14 protein-coding genes are annotated in these 14,484 nt (G+C 66.8%); 5 read left to right on the forward strand and 9 right to left on the reverse strand.

Annotated features, from left to right (window positions below; genetic code table 11):
- Positions 1 to 42 precede the first annotated feature (42 nt).
- Together mazG and ACTHJR_RS10245 are read left to right on the forward strand one after the other, a co-directional pair.
- On the forward strand, positions 43 to 795 hold the full coding sequence (gene mazG / locus ACTHJR_RS10240) for a nucleoside triphosphate pyrophosphohydrolase (RefSeq protein ID WP_440523061.1): 753 nt from the start codon (positions 43 to 45) through the stop codon (positions 793 to 795).
- A gap of 6 nt (positions 796 to 801) precedes the next feature.
- Positions 802 to 1,950, forward strand: coding sequence for an AAA family ATPase (locus ACTHJR_RS10245; RefSeq protein ID WP_440523063.1), 1,149 nt, complete (start codon positions 802 to 804; stop codon positions 1,948 to 1,950).
- A 153-nt stretch (positions 1,951 to 2,103) separates the two neighbouring features.
- Here ACTHJR_RS10245 and hflX read toward each other — a convergent pair whose 3' ends face one another.
- The 7 genes from hflX to dusB form a co-directional block, all read right to left on the reverse strand.
- The gene (gene hflX, locus ACTHJR_RS10250; protein ID WP_440523064.1) at positions 2,104 to 3,390 is read right to left on the reverse strand and encodes a GTPase HflX; all 1,287 of its coding nucleotides are present in this window, start codon (positions 3,388 to 3,390) and stop codon (positions 2,104 to 2,106) included.
- Complete coding sequence (gene hfq / locus ACTHJR_RS10255) at positions 3,387 to 3,887, reverse strand: RNA chaperone Hfq (RefSeq protein ID WP_440523075.1); 501 nt, start codon at positions 3,885 to 3,887, stop codon at positions 3,387 to 3,389. Before hfq ends, hflX begins: the two co-directional genes overlap by 4 nt.
- Before the next feature lie 145 nt (positions 3,888 to 4,032).
- Positions 4,033 to 5,403 carry a nitrogen assimilation response regulator NtrX gene (gene ntrX, locus ACTHJR_RS10260; protein ID WP_440523065.1) on the reverse strand — a complete coding sequence of 457 codons (1,371 nt, stop codon included), beginning with the start codon at positions 5,401 to 5,403 and terminating at the stop codon, positions 4,033 to 4,035.
- The gene (locus tag ACTHJR_RS10265) at positions 5,400 to 7,670 is read right to left on the reverse strand and encodes an ATP-binding protein (protein WP_440523066.1); all 2,271 of its coding nucleotides are present in this window, start codon (positions 7,668 to 7,670) and stop codon (positions 5,400 to 5,402) included. The genes ntrX and ACTHJR_RS10265 overlap by 4 nt, the downstream gene beginning before the upstream one ends.
- Positions 7,671 to 7,739: 69 nt before the next feature.
- Positions 7,740 to 9,170: a nitrogen regulation protein NR(I) gene (gene ntrC / locus ACTHJR_RS10270; RefSeq protein ID WP_440523067.1), complete on the reverse strand. Its 1,431-nt coding sequence runs from the start codon at positions 9,168 to 9,170 to the stop codon at positions 7,740 to 7,742.
- Positions 9,167 to 10,258 carry a two-component system sensor histidine kinase NtrB gene (locus ACTHJR_RS10275; RefSeq protein ID WP_440523068.1) on the reverse strand — a complete coding sequence of 364 codons (1,092 nt, stop codon included), beginning with the start codon at positions 10,256 to 10,258 and terminating at the stop codon, positions 9,167 to 9,169. The genes ntrC and ACTHJR_RS10275 overlap by 4 nt, the downstream gene beginning before the upstream one ends.
- On the reverse strand, positions 10,227 to 11,225 hold the full coding sequence (gene dusB, locus ACTHJR_RS10280; protein WP_440523069.1) for a tRNA dihydrouridine synthase DusB: 999 nt from the start codon (positions 11,223 to 11,225) through the stop codon (positions 10,227 to 10,229). The genes ACTHJR_RS10275 and dusB overlap by 32 nt, the downstream gene beginning before the upstream one ends.
- Positions 11,226 to 11,302: 77 nt before the next feature.
- On the opposite strand from dusB, the gene ACTHJR_RS10285 reads away from it, so the two are divergent.
- From ACTHJR_RS10285 to ACTHJR_RS10295, 3 genes are read left to right on the forward strand one after another with little or no spacing between them, the layout of a single operon-like run.
- Positions 11,303 to 12,421, forward strand: coding sequence for a bifunctional 2-C-methyl-D-erythritol 4-phosphate cytidylyltransferase/2-C-methyl-D-erythritol 2,4-cyclodiphosphate synthase (locus ACTHJR_RS10285; RefSeq protein WP_440523070.1), 1,119 nt, complete (start codon positions 11,303 to 11,305; stop codon positions 12,419 to 12,421).
- Between the two features lie 34 nt (positions 12,422 to 12,455).
- Positions 12,456 to 12,998, forward strand: a complete 543-nt coding sequence (locus ACTHJR_RS10290) for a hypothetical protein (RefSeq protein ID WP_440523071.1) — start codon at positions 12,456 to 12,458, stop codon at positions 12,996 to 12,998.
- Complete coding sequence (locus tag ACTHJR_RS10295; protein WP_440523072.1) at positions 12,995 to 13,525, forward strand: CinA family protein; 531 nt, start codon at positions 12,995 to 12,997, stop codon at positions 13,523 to 13,525. The genes ACTHJR_RS10290 and ACTHJR_RS10295 overlap by 4 nt, the downstream gene beginning before the upstream one ends.
- Here ACTHJR_RS10295 and ACTHJR_RS10300 read toward each other — a convergent pair.
- The gene (locus ACTHJR_RS10300) at positions 13,462 to 13,944 is read right to left on the reverse strand and encodes a type II toxin-antitoxin system RatA family toxin (RefSeq protein ID WP_440523073.1); all 483 of its coding nucleotides are present in this window, start codon (positions 13,942 to 13,944) and stop codon (positions 13,462 to 13,464) included. The two genes, ACTHJR_RS10295 and ACTHJR_RS10300, sit on opposite strands and share 64 nt — an antisense overlap.
- Positions 13,945 to 13,977: 33 nt before the next feature.
- A partial coding sequence (locus tag ACTHJR_RS10305) for a lipoyl synthase (protein WP_440523074.1) occupies positions 13,978 to 14,484 on the reverse strand: 507 nt, incomplete at its 5' end.

Below are 14,484 nucleotides of genomic sequence, written 5' to 3' on the forward strand. Positions count from 1 at the left end.
TATTATCACTCTGGCGGGTGGCGGAGAGGGAGTCCCCCTCGCATGAGCGACACCGATATTGACCGGCTGGTCGCGATCATGGCGCGACTGCGCGATCCCATGCATGGCTGCGAATGGGACACCGTCCAGACTTTCGCGACGATCGCGCCGTACACGATCGAGGAAGCCTATGAAGTCGCCGACGCGATCGAGCGCGCCGATATGGCCGATCTCAAGGACGAGCTCGGCGACTTATTGCTCCAGGTCGTGTTCCACGCGCGCATGGCCGAGGAAGCCGGCGATTTCGCGCTGAAGGACGTGGTCGCGGCGATTTGCGACAAGATGGAACGCCGGCATCCGCATCTGTTCGGCGAGGCCACCGAAGGCGGCCATCATCTGTGGGAACAAATCAAGGCCGCGGAGCGGGGCGCCAAGGGCGCCCAAAGCGCGCTCGAAGGCGTGGCGATCGGCCTCCCCGCCCTGCTCCGCGCCGAAAAGCTCCAGAAGCGCGCCGCGCGCACCGGTTTCGACTGGCCCGACGCCAGCGGCCCGCGTGCCAAGATCGACGAGGAAATCGCCGAGGTCGAAGCCGCGAGCGATGCCGAGCGCGAGGAAGAGATCGGCGACTTGCTGTTCGCGGTGGTCAATTGGGCGCGCAAGCTCGGCGTCGACCCGGAAGCCGCGCTACGCAGCGCGAACGTCAAATTCGAGCGCCGTTTCAAGGCGATGGAAGCCGCCGACGAGAAATTCTCCGAACGCGACCTCGACCAGCAGGAAGCACTCTGGCAGGCGGCCAAGGCCAAAGAGCGGGCCTGAACACGGGTGATCACCGCCCTCGCCGTCGCGGGTTACCGGTCGTTGCGCGACATCAGCGTCGCGCTGGCGCCACTGACCGTCGTCACAGGCGCCAATGGTAGCGGAAAATCCAGCCTGTACAGGTCTTTGCGACTGCTCGCCGATACCGCGCAGGGGCGCATGATCGGCTCGCTCGCGGCCGAAGGTGGGCTGAGCTCGACCTTATGGGCGGGCCCGGAGAAGATCAGCCGCCGGATGAAGTCCGGCGAGATACCGATCCAGGGAACCGCGCGGTCGGTACCGGTCGCGTTGAAGCTCGGCTTCGCCAGCGAAACTTATGGATATGCGGTCGATCTCGGCCTGCCGATCCCCTCGCAATCGCGCTTCCGGTTCGACCCGGAATTCAAGGTCGAAACCGTGTGGATGGGCGAGCGACCGACGCGGAGCGGGTTGATCGCCGAACGGCGCGGCCCGCTGGTCCGCGTGCGGCGCCGCGAGGACGGGACCTGGCGCGACGCGCTCAGGACGCTGCCCGGCAACGACAGCATGATGACGCACGCGACCGATACGGTCGACGGGCTCGAGCTGGTCCATCTGCGTGACCGGATGCGCGGATGGCGCTTTTACGACGACCTCCGCACCGACCGGAACGCCCCCGCCCGCCGACCGCAGATCGGCACCTTCACGCCATCGCTCGCCGATGATGGCGGCGATGTCGGCGCGGCGATTCAGACGATCATCGAGATCGGCGACGTGAACGGCCTCGAGGACGCGATCGCCGATGCCTTTCCCGGCGCGAGCATCCGGGTCAGCGACTCGTTCGAGATCGAGATGCGCCAGCACGGCCTGTTGCGCCCGCTGCGTGCTGCCGAACTGTCCGAAGGGACGCTGCGCTACATCCTGCTGACGGCCGCGCTGCTCACGCCGCGACCGCCCGAATTGATGGTGCTCAACGAGCCCGAAGCGAGCCTTCACGCCGATTTGATCGCTCCGCTGGGTCGACTACTACGTCATGCGTCGCGAAACACGCAGATCGTGGTCATTTCGCATGCCACCGACCTGATCGAGGTGCTGGCCGGCGATGAAGTCGCGCGCCACGTCGTGCTGGAGAAGCAGTTCGGCGAGACGGTGATCGCCGAGGAGGATCGGGCCGACTGGGTCTGGCCGGTGCGGTAGGCCGGAGATTGCCTCCGCCCTACGCTTCCCCGGCGGAGGCCAGGCTCAGTCTCCGCAGCATGGAGATGGCACGCCGTCGCTAAGCACACATCGTCGCTGGGCCCCGGCCTTCGCCGGGGATGCGTGGTTTCCAGCCCGTCGGCGTGAGCTTCGTCAGCGCTGTAAAAACCGCTCGTAATCGCGCGGCGCCATGCGGACATCGTACGTCGCGCGATCGTCGTCGATCTCCTGCTCCAGGACTTCGCCATGCTGGTGCAGCCACGCCGCCCCTGCCCCGTCGGCCGCGTCGAGCGTGATCGAATAGCGGCGATGGCCGGCGGTGAGCTTGGCGGCGACCTCCCGCTTAAGCTCCTCCACCCCTTCCCCGCTCATCGCCGAGATCGCGACGACATCGTCACGCCGCGACGCCTCGACCAGAGCATCCGTCCGCGCGTCGCCCTCGAGCAAGTCGATCTTGTTCCATGCCTCGAACCGCGGCGTCGTGTCGGCGACGCCGATTTCGTGGAGCACCGCCTCGACATCGGCGCGCTGCGCCTCGCTGTCGGGATGGGCGATGTCGCGAACGTGGATCAGGAGGTCGGCCGACACCACTTCCTCGAGGGTCGCCTTGAACGCGGCGACGAGCTGGGTCGGCAACTCGGAGACGAATCCCACGGTGTCGGACAGGATCGCCTTGTCGATGCCCGGCAACTGGATCTGCCGAAGCGTCGGATCGAGCGTCGCGAACAGCAGATCTTCCGCCATGACGTCAGCACCGGTCAATCTATTGAAAAGCGTCGACTTCCCGGCATTGGTGTAGCCGACCAAGGCGATCACCGGCCACGGCGCGCGCTGGCGACGGTCGCGGTGCAGCCCGCGGGTGCGGCTGACCTGGTCGAGCTCCTTGCGCAGCCGCGCCATGCGGTCGCGGATCAGGCGGCGGTCGGCCTCGATCTGGGTTTCACCCGGGCCGCCGAGGAATCCGAAACCGCCGCGCTGGCGTTCGAGATGGGTCCAGCTGCGCACCAGCCGTCCCGCCTGGTAATCGAGGTGCGCGAGTTCGACCTGCAACCGCCCTTCCGCCGTCGCGGCACGCTCGCCGAAAATCTCGAGGATCAGCCCGGTGCGGTCGATGACCTTGCATTCCAGAGCGGTCTCGAGATTGCGCTGTTGCACCGGCGTCAGCGCGCCGTCGATCACGACGAGTTGCGCATCCTCCATCCTGACTTGCGCCGCGAGTGCCTCAACCTGGCCGGATCCGATCAGCGTCGCGGGCTTGGGCTGGCGGACGCGATAGGCGATCTTCTCGGCCACGACGACGCCGATCGCCATGGCGAGCCCCGCCGTTTCCTCGAGCCGGGCATCGGCGTCGCGGCTCGAATTGCCCTGGTCGGGCAACACGACGATGGCTCGCGCACCACGCGCGAATTCGTCGCGATCACGTTCGAATCCTGTGGTCAATCGCCGTTCGAACTATCTGATTCTTCGGCCAGATTCAGCGGGCGCGCCGGCTGGATGGTCGACACCGCATGCTTGTAGACCAATTGCGCCATGCCCTCGCGCTCGAGCAGCATGCAGAACAGGTCGAACGCCGCGATATGCCCCTGGAGCATGACGCCGTTGACCAGGAACATGGTGACGCTGTCTTCCGACTTGCGCACCGCGTTCAGGAAAATCTCCTGGAGCAGCGGAGACTTCTTGGCGTCGACCTGGACCGCGTCGGTGATCGCCTGGATGTCGATCGGGTTCGACGGCATGATCGTCGAGATGGCGTGCTTGTAGATCAGCTGCGACTGGCCGTCCCGGCGCAGCAGGACCGAGAAATTGTCGAACCAGGTGACGATGCCCTGGAGCTTCACGCCCTTGACGAGAAACATCGTGACCGGGGTCTTCGACTTGCGAAGCGCGTTGAGGAACAGGTCCTGGAGCGAGGTTTGTTTGTCGGCCATCTGGCAGATCCTTGGTCTTGGCGGGCCTTGACCCGCATGGCGCCGTTCTCTGGCGTCTGAAGCGCGCGCCCACGCGACGCGCGCCGGGCCCTTATATAGGTGATACGGGGGCGTTACGTCCAGCTTGGTTCGATCGCCGGAGTCCCGCTGCCGGTCACTCGTCGCGGCTGTCGGTGATACCGAGCAGCTTCAATTTCCGATGCAGCGCCGAGCGCTCCATGCCGATGAAGGTCGCGGTGCGCGAGATATTGCCCGAAAAGCGCCGGATCTGGACCTTGAGGTATTCGCGCTCGAACGTCTCGCGCGCCTCGCGCAGCGGCGCTCCCATCATCGCCGAGGCCCCTGCCCCCTCGCCCGCGCCGCCCAACACTTCAGCCGGCAACAAATCGACGTCGATCCGGCTGATGCGGTCGCCCGGCGCCAGGATGATCGTGCGTTCGACGACGTTCCGCAACTGGCGGACATTGCCCGGCCATTCATAGCTCTGCAGCGCCACCATGGCGTCGTCGGCGACCTCGGGGGTCGGTACGCGGCGCTCGGTGGCGTAATGCGCCACGAAATGCTCGACCAGGGCGGGAATGTCCTCGCGGCGATCGGCCAGGGGCGGGATCGCGACGGGGACGACGTTGAGCCGGTAATAGAGGTCCTCGCGGAACCGCCCCTCGGCGATCTCGTCCTGCAGGTCGCGTGCGGTGGCGGAAACGACGCGGACGTCGACCTTGACCGTGCGGGTACCGCCGACGCGCGTAAAGCTCTGGTCGGTCAGCACGCGCAGGATCCGCCCCTGCGTCGCGACCGGCATGTCGGCGATCTCGTCGAGGAACAAGGTCCCGCCATGCGCCTGTTCGAGCAGGCCGGTGCGGACGAGGTCGCCGGCATCCTCGACCCCGAACAATTCCTCTTCGACGCGCTCGGGGATCATCCGAGCGGCGCTGACCACCACGAACGGCCCCTGGGCGCGCTGGCTCCAGCTGTGGAGCAGCCGCGCGGCCACTTCCTTGCCGACCCCGGCCGATCCCATGATCAGCACGCGGCTGCCGGTCCCGGCGACGCGCTTCAGCGTCGCGCGCACTGAATTGATCGCGTTCGACGTGCCGGTCAGGTCGGTATCGCGGCCGGTCGCGGCGCGCAGGCTGGCGACTTCCTGGCGCAATTGCTCGGTCTCGGTGGCGCGGCCGACCATCAGCAGCAAGCGGTCGGCGTTGAACGGCTTCTCGATGAAATCGACCGCGCCGCGCCGGATCGCCGCGACTGCGGTGTCGAGATTGCCGTGCCCCGAAATGACCAGCACCGGGATCGACGGATCGCGCCGCTTGATCTCCTCGAGCAGGTCGAGCCCGTCGAGCCGCGACCCCTGCAGCCAGACGTCGAGCAGCACCAGGCTCGGCCGCCGCGCGGCGATCGCTTCCAGCGCGGCGTCGCTGTCGCCGGCGGCGCGCGTCTCATAGCCTTCGTCCTGCAAGACGCCGGCTACGAGTTCGCGGATATCCTGTTCGTCGTCGACGACGAGTATGTCGAGGCTCATGATTTGTGTCCGGTACGGGTAAGCATGGCGAGTGCGCCCTCGCCCTGGCTGGTTTCGGCGGGGTCGCGATTTTCATCGAGCAAGGCGTCGAGCTGGAGCGTGTCGAACACGATGGTGACGATCGTGCCGCCGCCCGGTCGGTCGGCAAACGCGATCGTGCCGCAATGTTCCTCGATGATCTTCTTGACGATCGCGAGGCCCAAGCCGGTGCCGCGGGCGCGCGTCGTCATATAGGGTTCGACGATGCGGTCGCGCTCGAGCGGCAGGCCGATGCCGTTGTCGGCGATCGTCGCGGTCATCAGGCGCTCGCCATGATCGAGCGTCATGGTGATCTCGCCCGGCGCGCCATGGCCGTTGCGCGCCTCGATCGCTTCCACCGCGTTCTTCACGATGTTGGTCAGCGCCTGGCCGATCTGGCGGCGATCGCAGACCAGCGGCGCCGCGTCGGGCGCCTCGAGGCGGAAGGCGATGTCGGGGTGCGCGACCTCGTGCAGGAACAGGGCCTGGCGCGCGAGGTCGATCAGCGATTCCTGGTTGAACACCGGCTTGGGCATTCGCGCGAAGGACGAAAATTCGTCGACCATCCGCCGCAGGTCGCCGACCTGGCGGACGATCGTATCGGTCAGCTGCGCGAACACGCCGTCCTTGTCCTCGATCGTCTTGCCGTAGCGGCGCTGCAAGCGCTCGGCGGCGAGCTGGATCGGGGTCAGCGGGTTCTTGATCTCGTGCGCGATGCGCCGCGCGACATCGGACCAGGCGGCGCGGCGCTGGTCGAGCAACTGCTGGGTGATGTCGTCGAAGGTCAGGACTCGGCCGTCCTCGTCGGCGGTGATCCGCACCGCGAGCGTCCGCGCCTCGCCGCCGGTGGTCAGTTGAAGGATCGATTCGCGGGCGTCGCCGGCCAGGAGATCAGCGAGTTCGGGCGCGAGGTCGGCCAATTGCGCGCCGACTGCTTTTGCTTCGTCGAGCCGAAGTTGCGCAACCGCCGAGGCATTGATCAGCCGGATCGTCCCATCGCCACTGACCGAGATGACGCCGGCCGATACGCCCGACATCACCGCCTCGATGAGGGCGCGGCGGCTCTCGAGCGCGCCGGTCTGCTCCTGCAGGCGACTGGTCATGCGGTTGAAGGCATTGGCCAGCGTTCCGACCTCGTCGTCGCTGCGCGGATCGGGTACTCGCGCGGTCAGATCGCCATCGGCGACCCGCCGGGCGGCGGCAACCATCTCGCCGACAGGACGAACAAGGCGGTCGGCAACTACCAGAGCTATCCACACCGCGATCCCGACGATCAATAGCGCGACGACAAACAAGGCGGCATTAAACTGCAGTTGGAGCGCGCGGGCGCGTGATTGCAATGCTTTGAAGTTTGTAACGACGTCGGCGACACGTGCCGACTGACGATCAACCAGCGGGCCTTCGGTTACCTTTCCTGCGTAAAGGAATAGCTGCTTGCTGCCGGGCACCAACGTCAGAACGCGGACGCGATTACCCCGTACCGTCACAACGCTACGTTCGCCCTTCAGTACGGATGCGACCGCTATCGGATCGATCTGTTCCGCAACATTACCATAGGGATCGACTCGAGCGATGAACTGCACGTCATTCTTTCCCTTGACGGTGAACAACGCGCCCTCCGCCAGGTTGCGGTAGAGTAGCTGCAAGCTAAGATAATTCGGTAACGTCAGGCCGTACGTAGGCTCACGAAGCTTTAGCAACGCGGCAGGATCGGCAGTGGTCGATAATCCGGAAAAATTGGCACTCAGGTCACCGGCCGTCGCAAGCGCCTCTTCGTTCCAGCGCGACAGCGATTGCTCGTAGGATTCCTGCGCTAGCGCGGTGGCGTCTTTGAGTACGCCGCTGACCCGATCGGACAGCCAAAATTCGACGCCGTACTGGAACATGACCGACGCGAAGATCACCGCCAGCACGGTGGGGACGGTGGCGATGGTCGAGAACAGGGCGACCAGCCGCACGTGCAGCCGCCCCTCTCCTCCGGCGCCGGAGCGTGCGGCACGGGTCTTCGCGATGCGGCGGCCGAGCAGCATGATCAGCGCGACGCAGGGCCCGAGATTGACGACGAGCAGCAAGGCGACGAGTGGCGGGGTCAACAGGCGCTGCGGCGCCGCGCCGGCGCGCACGACGAAATAGGTCGCGATGCCGACGGCGACCGCCAGCGCGAGCACGCCCAGCTCCATCGCCGGGGTTATGTGGAAACGCCCGCCCCAGACACGCCGGGGCGCGGCGATCACGCTATCGCCACTCATCGTTGCATGAATACAACGGCATTGTGGCGACGAAAACACATAATTGTGGTCGCCCGTCGCGGGCGCGCCTCAATCCGGCGCGCCGCCCAGATCTATGCCGAGCGTATCGAGCCGTTTGCGCAAGGTGTTGCGGTTGATCCCCATCGCGCGCGCCGCGCGCAACTGGTTGCCGCCATGACGTGCCAGCATCGCCTCGATCAACGGGCGCTCGACGTCGGCGATGATCCGTTCGTAGAGCGTACCGTCGTCGAGCCCGCGCGGGTCCTCGCGTGCGATCCGGTCGATCCTCGCCCGCACCGCCGCGTCGAGATCCGCCGCCCCGGCCGGCGCCGCGCTCGCCGGCATGCCGAGCATGCTGCCCAGTTCGCCCGCGCCGATCACCTCGTCACGGCTTAGCACCGCCAGCCGGCGCATGATATTCTCCAGCTCGCGGACGTTGCCGGGCCAGTCGTGTGCCTCCAGCGCGATCACTGCCGCCTCGTCGAGTCGCTTGCGCGGCAGGCCGTTCTCGGCGGCGCGGTCGAGGAAGTGGCGCGCGAGCAAGGCGATATCTTGTCGGCGCTCTCGCAGTGCGGGAAGAGTGACCGGTACGACATTGAGACGATAGAATAAATCTTCCCGAAACTGGCCGGACTGCACCAACGCGCCGAGGTCGCGATTGGTCGCCGCGACGATCCGCACATCGGCCTTGATCGTCCGCGCGCCGCCGACCGTGGTGAATTCGCCCGATTGCAGCACGCGCAGCAGCCGGGTCTGCGCCTCGAGCGGCATGTCGCCGATCTCGTCGAGGAACAGGGTGCCGCCGGCCGCCTGCTCGAACCGCCCCGCCGATCGCGCCTGCGCGCCGGTGAAAGCGCCGCGTTCGTGGCCGAACAGTTCGGCTTCGATCAATTCGCGCGGAATCGCCGCCATGTTGATCGCCAGAAACGGCGCGCGGCGGCGTGGGCCGAGATCGTGGATCGCCCGCGCGACCAATTCCTTGCCGGTGCCCGATTCGCCCGAGATCAGCACGGTGAGGTCGTTGGCGATGACCCGGGCGATCACCCGATAGACATCCTGCATCGCCGGCGAGCGGCCGATCAGCGGCAGGGCGCGATCGGCGTCCTCGAGTTCCTCGTCAGCGCCGCTGCCGTGACGCGCCAGCGCGCCGTCGACCGCGCGGGTCAGATCGTCGAGGTCGAACGGCTTGGGCAGATAGTCATAGGCGCCGACTTCGGTCGCACGCACCGCGGTGGTCAGCGTGTTCTGCGCCGACAGCACGATCACCGGCAATTGCGGATAGGCCTGGGCCAGCCCCGCGACCATGTCGAGCCCGTTGCCGTCGGGCAGCACGACGTCACTGATCACCACATCGGGAGTCGCGGCGCGGAGTTCGCGGTTGAATTCGGTCAAACTGGCGGTGGTGGTGACATGGTGCCCTGCCCGCCGCAGCGCATGCGCGACCACGGTGCGGATCGCGGCGTCGTCGTCCAGCACTAGGATGTTGGCGCCGCCGCTCATTGCGCGCGCGCCAGCAGGATGCGGATAACGGTCATTTCGGGCGCCCCCTCGCGCGAATATTGCACCACGCCGCCCATGTCGCGGACCAGTTTGTCGACCAAGGCGAGCCCCAATCCCTGTCCTTCCGGCTTGCTCGACACGAACGGGCTGAACAGGTGATCGGCGATGTCGGCGGGCGCGCCCGGGCCGTTGTCGATCACGCAGAGTTCGATCGGCAAGCCGCGGCGCGGCTGGCCCGGGCCGGCATCGACCGCCAGGCCATGCCGATAGGCGGTCGAGATCAGGATGCGCGGCTTCTTGACGTCACTCAGTGCTTCTGCGGCGTTTTTCAACAGGTTGATGACGATCTGCAGCAACGCGTCATTGTCCGCGAGCACCGGCGGCAGCGAGGGGTCGAAGCTTTCCTCGATCGTGATGTCGCGCGCGAAACCGGTCTGCGCGACGCGGCGGGCGTGGTCGAGCAAGGGATAGATGTTGGTGGGTTGCGGATTGACCTGGCGCCCGGTGAAATCCTGCATCTTGTCGATCAGCGCGGCGATGCGATCGACCTCGGTCGTAATCAAGGTAGTGAGTTCGCTCGCCGCCCCTTCCGCTGCGAGCAATTGCGCCGCGCCGCGGATGCCCGACAGCGGGTTCTTGATCTCATGCCCCAGCATCGCCGCCGCGCCGATCACCGCGCGCGCGCCGCCGCGCTCGGCCGACTGCCCCACTTTGCGCGTCCCGCTGGTGGCGTGGAGCGCGATCGCGCGCCAGCTGTCATGGTCGGTCACCGGCGTCTCGTAATAATCGACGCGCAACCGCCCGGTGCGCTCGGTACCTATGTCGAAGTCGAACGCCGATACCGCACGCCCCTCGCCCGCGCCCGGCGGCGGCGTCAGCACCGCGGCCAGCGCCAGGCCACGCATGGCGCGCTCCGACAGGTTGAGCAGCGATTCGCACTCGCTATTGGCGTTGCGCACCAGGCCGGCGGGATCGACCACCAGGATCGCGATCGGCAACCCCGCGAACAGCTCGGCGAAGCTGGGGCCGTGATCCGCGAGCGGCGCGCCCGGCGCCTCAGGCCGCGGCGCGGGCTCGCCAGGGGGCATAGAAATCGGCCAGCATCGCCTTGACGCGCTCGGCGTCAGGCTCCTGGTTGACCTTGTTGCGGAACTCGGCCGAGCCCGGCAGGCCCTTGGTGTACCAGCCGATATGCTTGCGCATCATGTTGACGCCGGTCTCGATGCCATAGTGACCGAGCATTTCCTCGTAATGCTCTGCGATCACGCCATATTGTGCGTCGACCGACGGTTCGGGCACGGTCCGGTCCTGCTGCAGGTGCGCCATGACCTGGGCAAGCAGCCACGGCTTGCCGTAGGAGCCGCGCCCGATCATCACTCCGTCAGCCCCTGACTGGTCGAGCGCACTCACCGCGTCCTCGGCCGAACAGATATCGCCATTGACGATCACCGGCACCTTGACCGCCTGCTTGACTGAGCGGACGAATGCCCAATCGGCCTCGCCCTTGTACATCTGGTTGCGCGTGCGGCCGTGAACGGTGACCATCTGCACGCCGAGATCCTCGGCGATCCGCGCGAGTTCGGGGGCATTGAGGCTAGCATGGTCCCAGCCCATCCGCATCTTGAGCGTGACCGGCGCCTTGACCGCCTTGACGCAGGCCTCGACGATCGCGCTGGCGAGCTTGAGGTCGCGCATCAGCGCCGAACCGGCATCGCCGTTGGTCACCTTGCGGACCGGGCAGCCCATGTTGATGTCGATGATCGCCGCGCCCTTGTCCTCGGCGAGCTTGGCGGCCTCCCCCATCTCGTAGGGAGTACAGCCGACCAATTGCATCGAGACCGGGTCCTCGCTCGGATCCCACATCGCCTTCTGGATCGATTGGCGCGTCTCGCGGATCGCCGCCTGGCTAGCGATCATCTCGGTCACGTTGAGCCCCGAGCCGAAGCGCCGCACGAGACGACGGAACGGCAAATCGCTCACGCCGGTCATCGGCGCGAGGATCACGGGGGTATCGATCCGGACCGGACCGACCTGGATGGGAGCGAGCTTGGTCATGTGCCTAAAAATCGGGCAGCGCATAGCGATATGCATCGCCGCTGGCAAGCTCGGCGGCGCTGCGCTAGGCGCGCCGCATGGCTTCCGAAACCGTCGCATTGATCGTTGCCGCCGGAAAAGGCGAACGAGTCGGCGGCGACGTTCCCAAGCAATTCCTGCCGCTCGCCGGCCTGCCGCTGGTCGAGCACAGCCGGCGCGCGCTGCTCGCGCATCCCGGGATCGACCGTGTCGTGACCGTGGTAGCAGCCGGCAATGAAAGCCGCGTGGACGGCGAAACCGCGGTCGGCGGCGCGACCCGGCGCGAGTCGGTTCTCAACGGGTTGAAGGCCGTCGGCAATGCCGACCGCGTGCTGATCCACGACGCCGCGCGTCCGATCGTACCCACGTCGGTGGTCGATCGCCTGCTTGCCGCGCTGGATGGCAGCAAAGGCGCGGTCCCGACGCTGGCGGTCGCCGATACGATCGCAGCCAATGGCGACGCGCTTGGCGATGTGGTCGACCGCTCGGCACTGGTCCGCGTGCAGACCCCACAGGCATTCGATTTCGCCGCCATCCTCGCCGCGCATCGTGCCTGGCCGGAGGGCGAGGAAGCGACCGACGATGCCCAGATCCTGCGCCGCGCCGGGCACAGCGTGGCGATGGTCGCGGGCGACCCGTTGCTCGACAAGATCACCTTTCCCGGCGACATCGCGCTCGCCGAGGCCCGGCTGGGAGCCATTATGCGCGTCAGGACCGCGACCGGATACGACGTCCACCGCCTCGTTCGCGGCGAGCAATTGTGGCTCGGCGGCGTGCTGATCCCCCACGACAAAGGCCTGTCGGGACACAGCGATGCCGATGTCGCGCTCCATGCCATCACCGACGCCATGCTCGGCACGATCGCGGCGGGCGACATAGGCCAGCATTTTCCGCCCAGCGACCCCCGGTGGAAAGGCGCCGAGTCGGGCCAGTTCCTCCAGCATGCCGCATCGCTGGTCGCGGCGAAGGGCGGGATCGTCGATTTCGTCGACCTGACGATCATCTGCGAAGCACCGAAAATCGGCCCGCATCGCGACGCGATCCGCGATCGCGTCGCGGCACTGTTGCGGCTGTCACCCGAGCAGATTAGCGTCAAGGCGACGACGACCGAGCGGCTGGGCTTCACCGGTCGTGGCGAAGGGATCGCGGCGCAAGCGACCGTGACGATCAGAGTGTGACCAGGGGCAAAGGGGGCTTTTTGAGATGCGGAAAATGACGGTCGCCGTGGCGGCGATGTGGCTGGGTCTGACGGCGACGACGGCGCAAGCGGCGGAAACCGCGGCGACGCCGTGCCTGACGCGTGCCGAGGGCGACGCGTTCTTCACCGCGGTGATGCCGGACATCCTGCGCGGGGTCGGCAAGACGTGCAGCGCGGTGCTGCCCGAACAAGCGATCCTGCGCGCCGGCCTGCCGCCGCTGGTGGCGCGCTATCAGGCATCGGCCGACGCGGCCTGGCCGAAGGCGATGGACGTTTTCGCCAAGATCGGCGGCAAGGAATTGCGAGGAGTCGATCCCAAATTGCTGCGCCCGCTGGTCGGGCCGATGATGGGCAATATGATCGCGGACGAACTCAAGCCCGCGGACTGCCCGACAGCCGACCGCATGGTGACGTTGCTCGAGCCGCTGCCTCCGAGCAGCCTGGCCGAATTGATCGTGCTGTTCGCCGAACTGGGCAGCAAGAACAAGAAGGATTCGCCGCTGACGATCTGCCCCGAGGTCGTTGTGACCGTCCCGCCAGTCGCGACGGGCAAGTGACGATCGACACCGTCCTGCCGGCGGAGCTGGTCGCCGTCGCGCGCAAGGTGGTCGAGGCCAACAAGGCGCTCGGCCGCAAGTTCGCGCTGGCGGAAAGCTGCACCGGCGGTCTGGTCGCCGCGGCGATCACCGAGATCCCGGGATCGTCGGAGGTCTTGCTCGGCGGCTTCGTGACTTATTCGAACGAGGCCAAGGTCGACCTGCTCCGGGTCAGCCACGACGTGCTCGATACGTTCGGCGCGGTGTCGATCGCCACCGCTTGGTCGATGGCGCAAGGCGCGCTGGAGGCGACCAATGCCGATCTCGCGGTGGCGATCACCGGGATCGCGGGGCCCGGCGGCGGGAGCGAGAAGAAGCCGGTCGGCACGGTGGTGTTCGCGCGCGCCGAGCGCGACGCCGACCCGTCGGACGTCGTCGCCGACCGCAAGGAATTCGGCGACCTCGGCCGCGGCGGGGTCAGGCTTCAGGCCGCGCTGGTGGCGCTAGAATTGCTGATGCCGCGCGAGTCGGACGTTCCGGCGCCATAGAGCTGCGTGGCGCGAAGCTCGAAGGCGCCGGTCATCTTGATCAGCGCCGACGAGAAGACCTGGCCCGCCAGCATCTCGAACACGCGATTCTTGAACGCGAAATCGACCGCGAAATCGACTTCGCAGCCGCCCGGCGCGGCGCGGAAATGCCAGTCGTTGGACAGATGCTTGAGCGGTCCCTCGATATAATCGACGTGGATCGCGTTGGGCCGGTCCTTCCTGACCTTCGACGTGAAGGTTTCGCGCAGCCCTTTGAACCCGACGATCAGGTCCGCGACCATCTCGGTCGGCGTGTTGCTGCGAATCCGCACCGCGCCGACCCAGGGCAGGAATTCGGCATAGCGGCCGACATCGGCCACCAGGTCGAACATCTGCTCGACCGTATAGGGCATGCACCGGGTCTCAGCGTGGCGCGGCACGATCAAATCCTCCCTACGCGCAGCGGAGGATTTTCATGCGCCGGTCTTCGCCAATTTGGCTTCCCGCGCGGTCTTCATCTTCGCGAAATCGTCGCCGGCGTGGTAGCTCGACCGTGTCAGCGGCGACGAAGCGACCAGCAGGAAACCCTTGGCGCGGGCGATCGCGGCATAGGCGTCGAACGCCTGCGGCGTGACGAAATCCTGCACCTTGGCGTGGCGCGGGGTCGGCTGGAGATACTGGCCCATGGTCAGGAAATCGACATCGGCCGAGCGCATGTCGTCCATCACCTGATGGACCTCGAGCCGCTCCTCGCCGAGACCGAGCATGACGCCCGACTTGGTGAAGATCGACGGATCGAGCTTCTTGACCGACTCGAGCAGCCGCAGCGACGCATAGTAACGCGCGCCCGGGCGGATCGTCGGATAGAGCCTGGGCACGGTTTCGAGGTTATGGTTGTAGACGTCGGGTCGCGCCGCGACGATCGCCTCGACCGCCGCTTCGTGCTTGTTGCGGAAATCGGGAGTCAGGATCTCGATCGT

The organism is Sphingomonas sp. (assembly GCF_051962185.1).
GTDB lineage: Bacteria > Pseudomonadota > Alphaproteobacteria > Sphingomonadales > Sphingomonadaceae > Sphingomonas.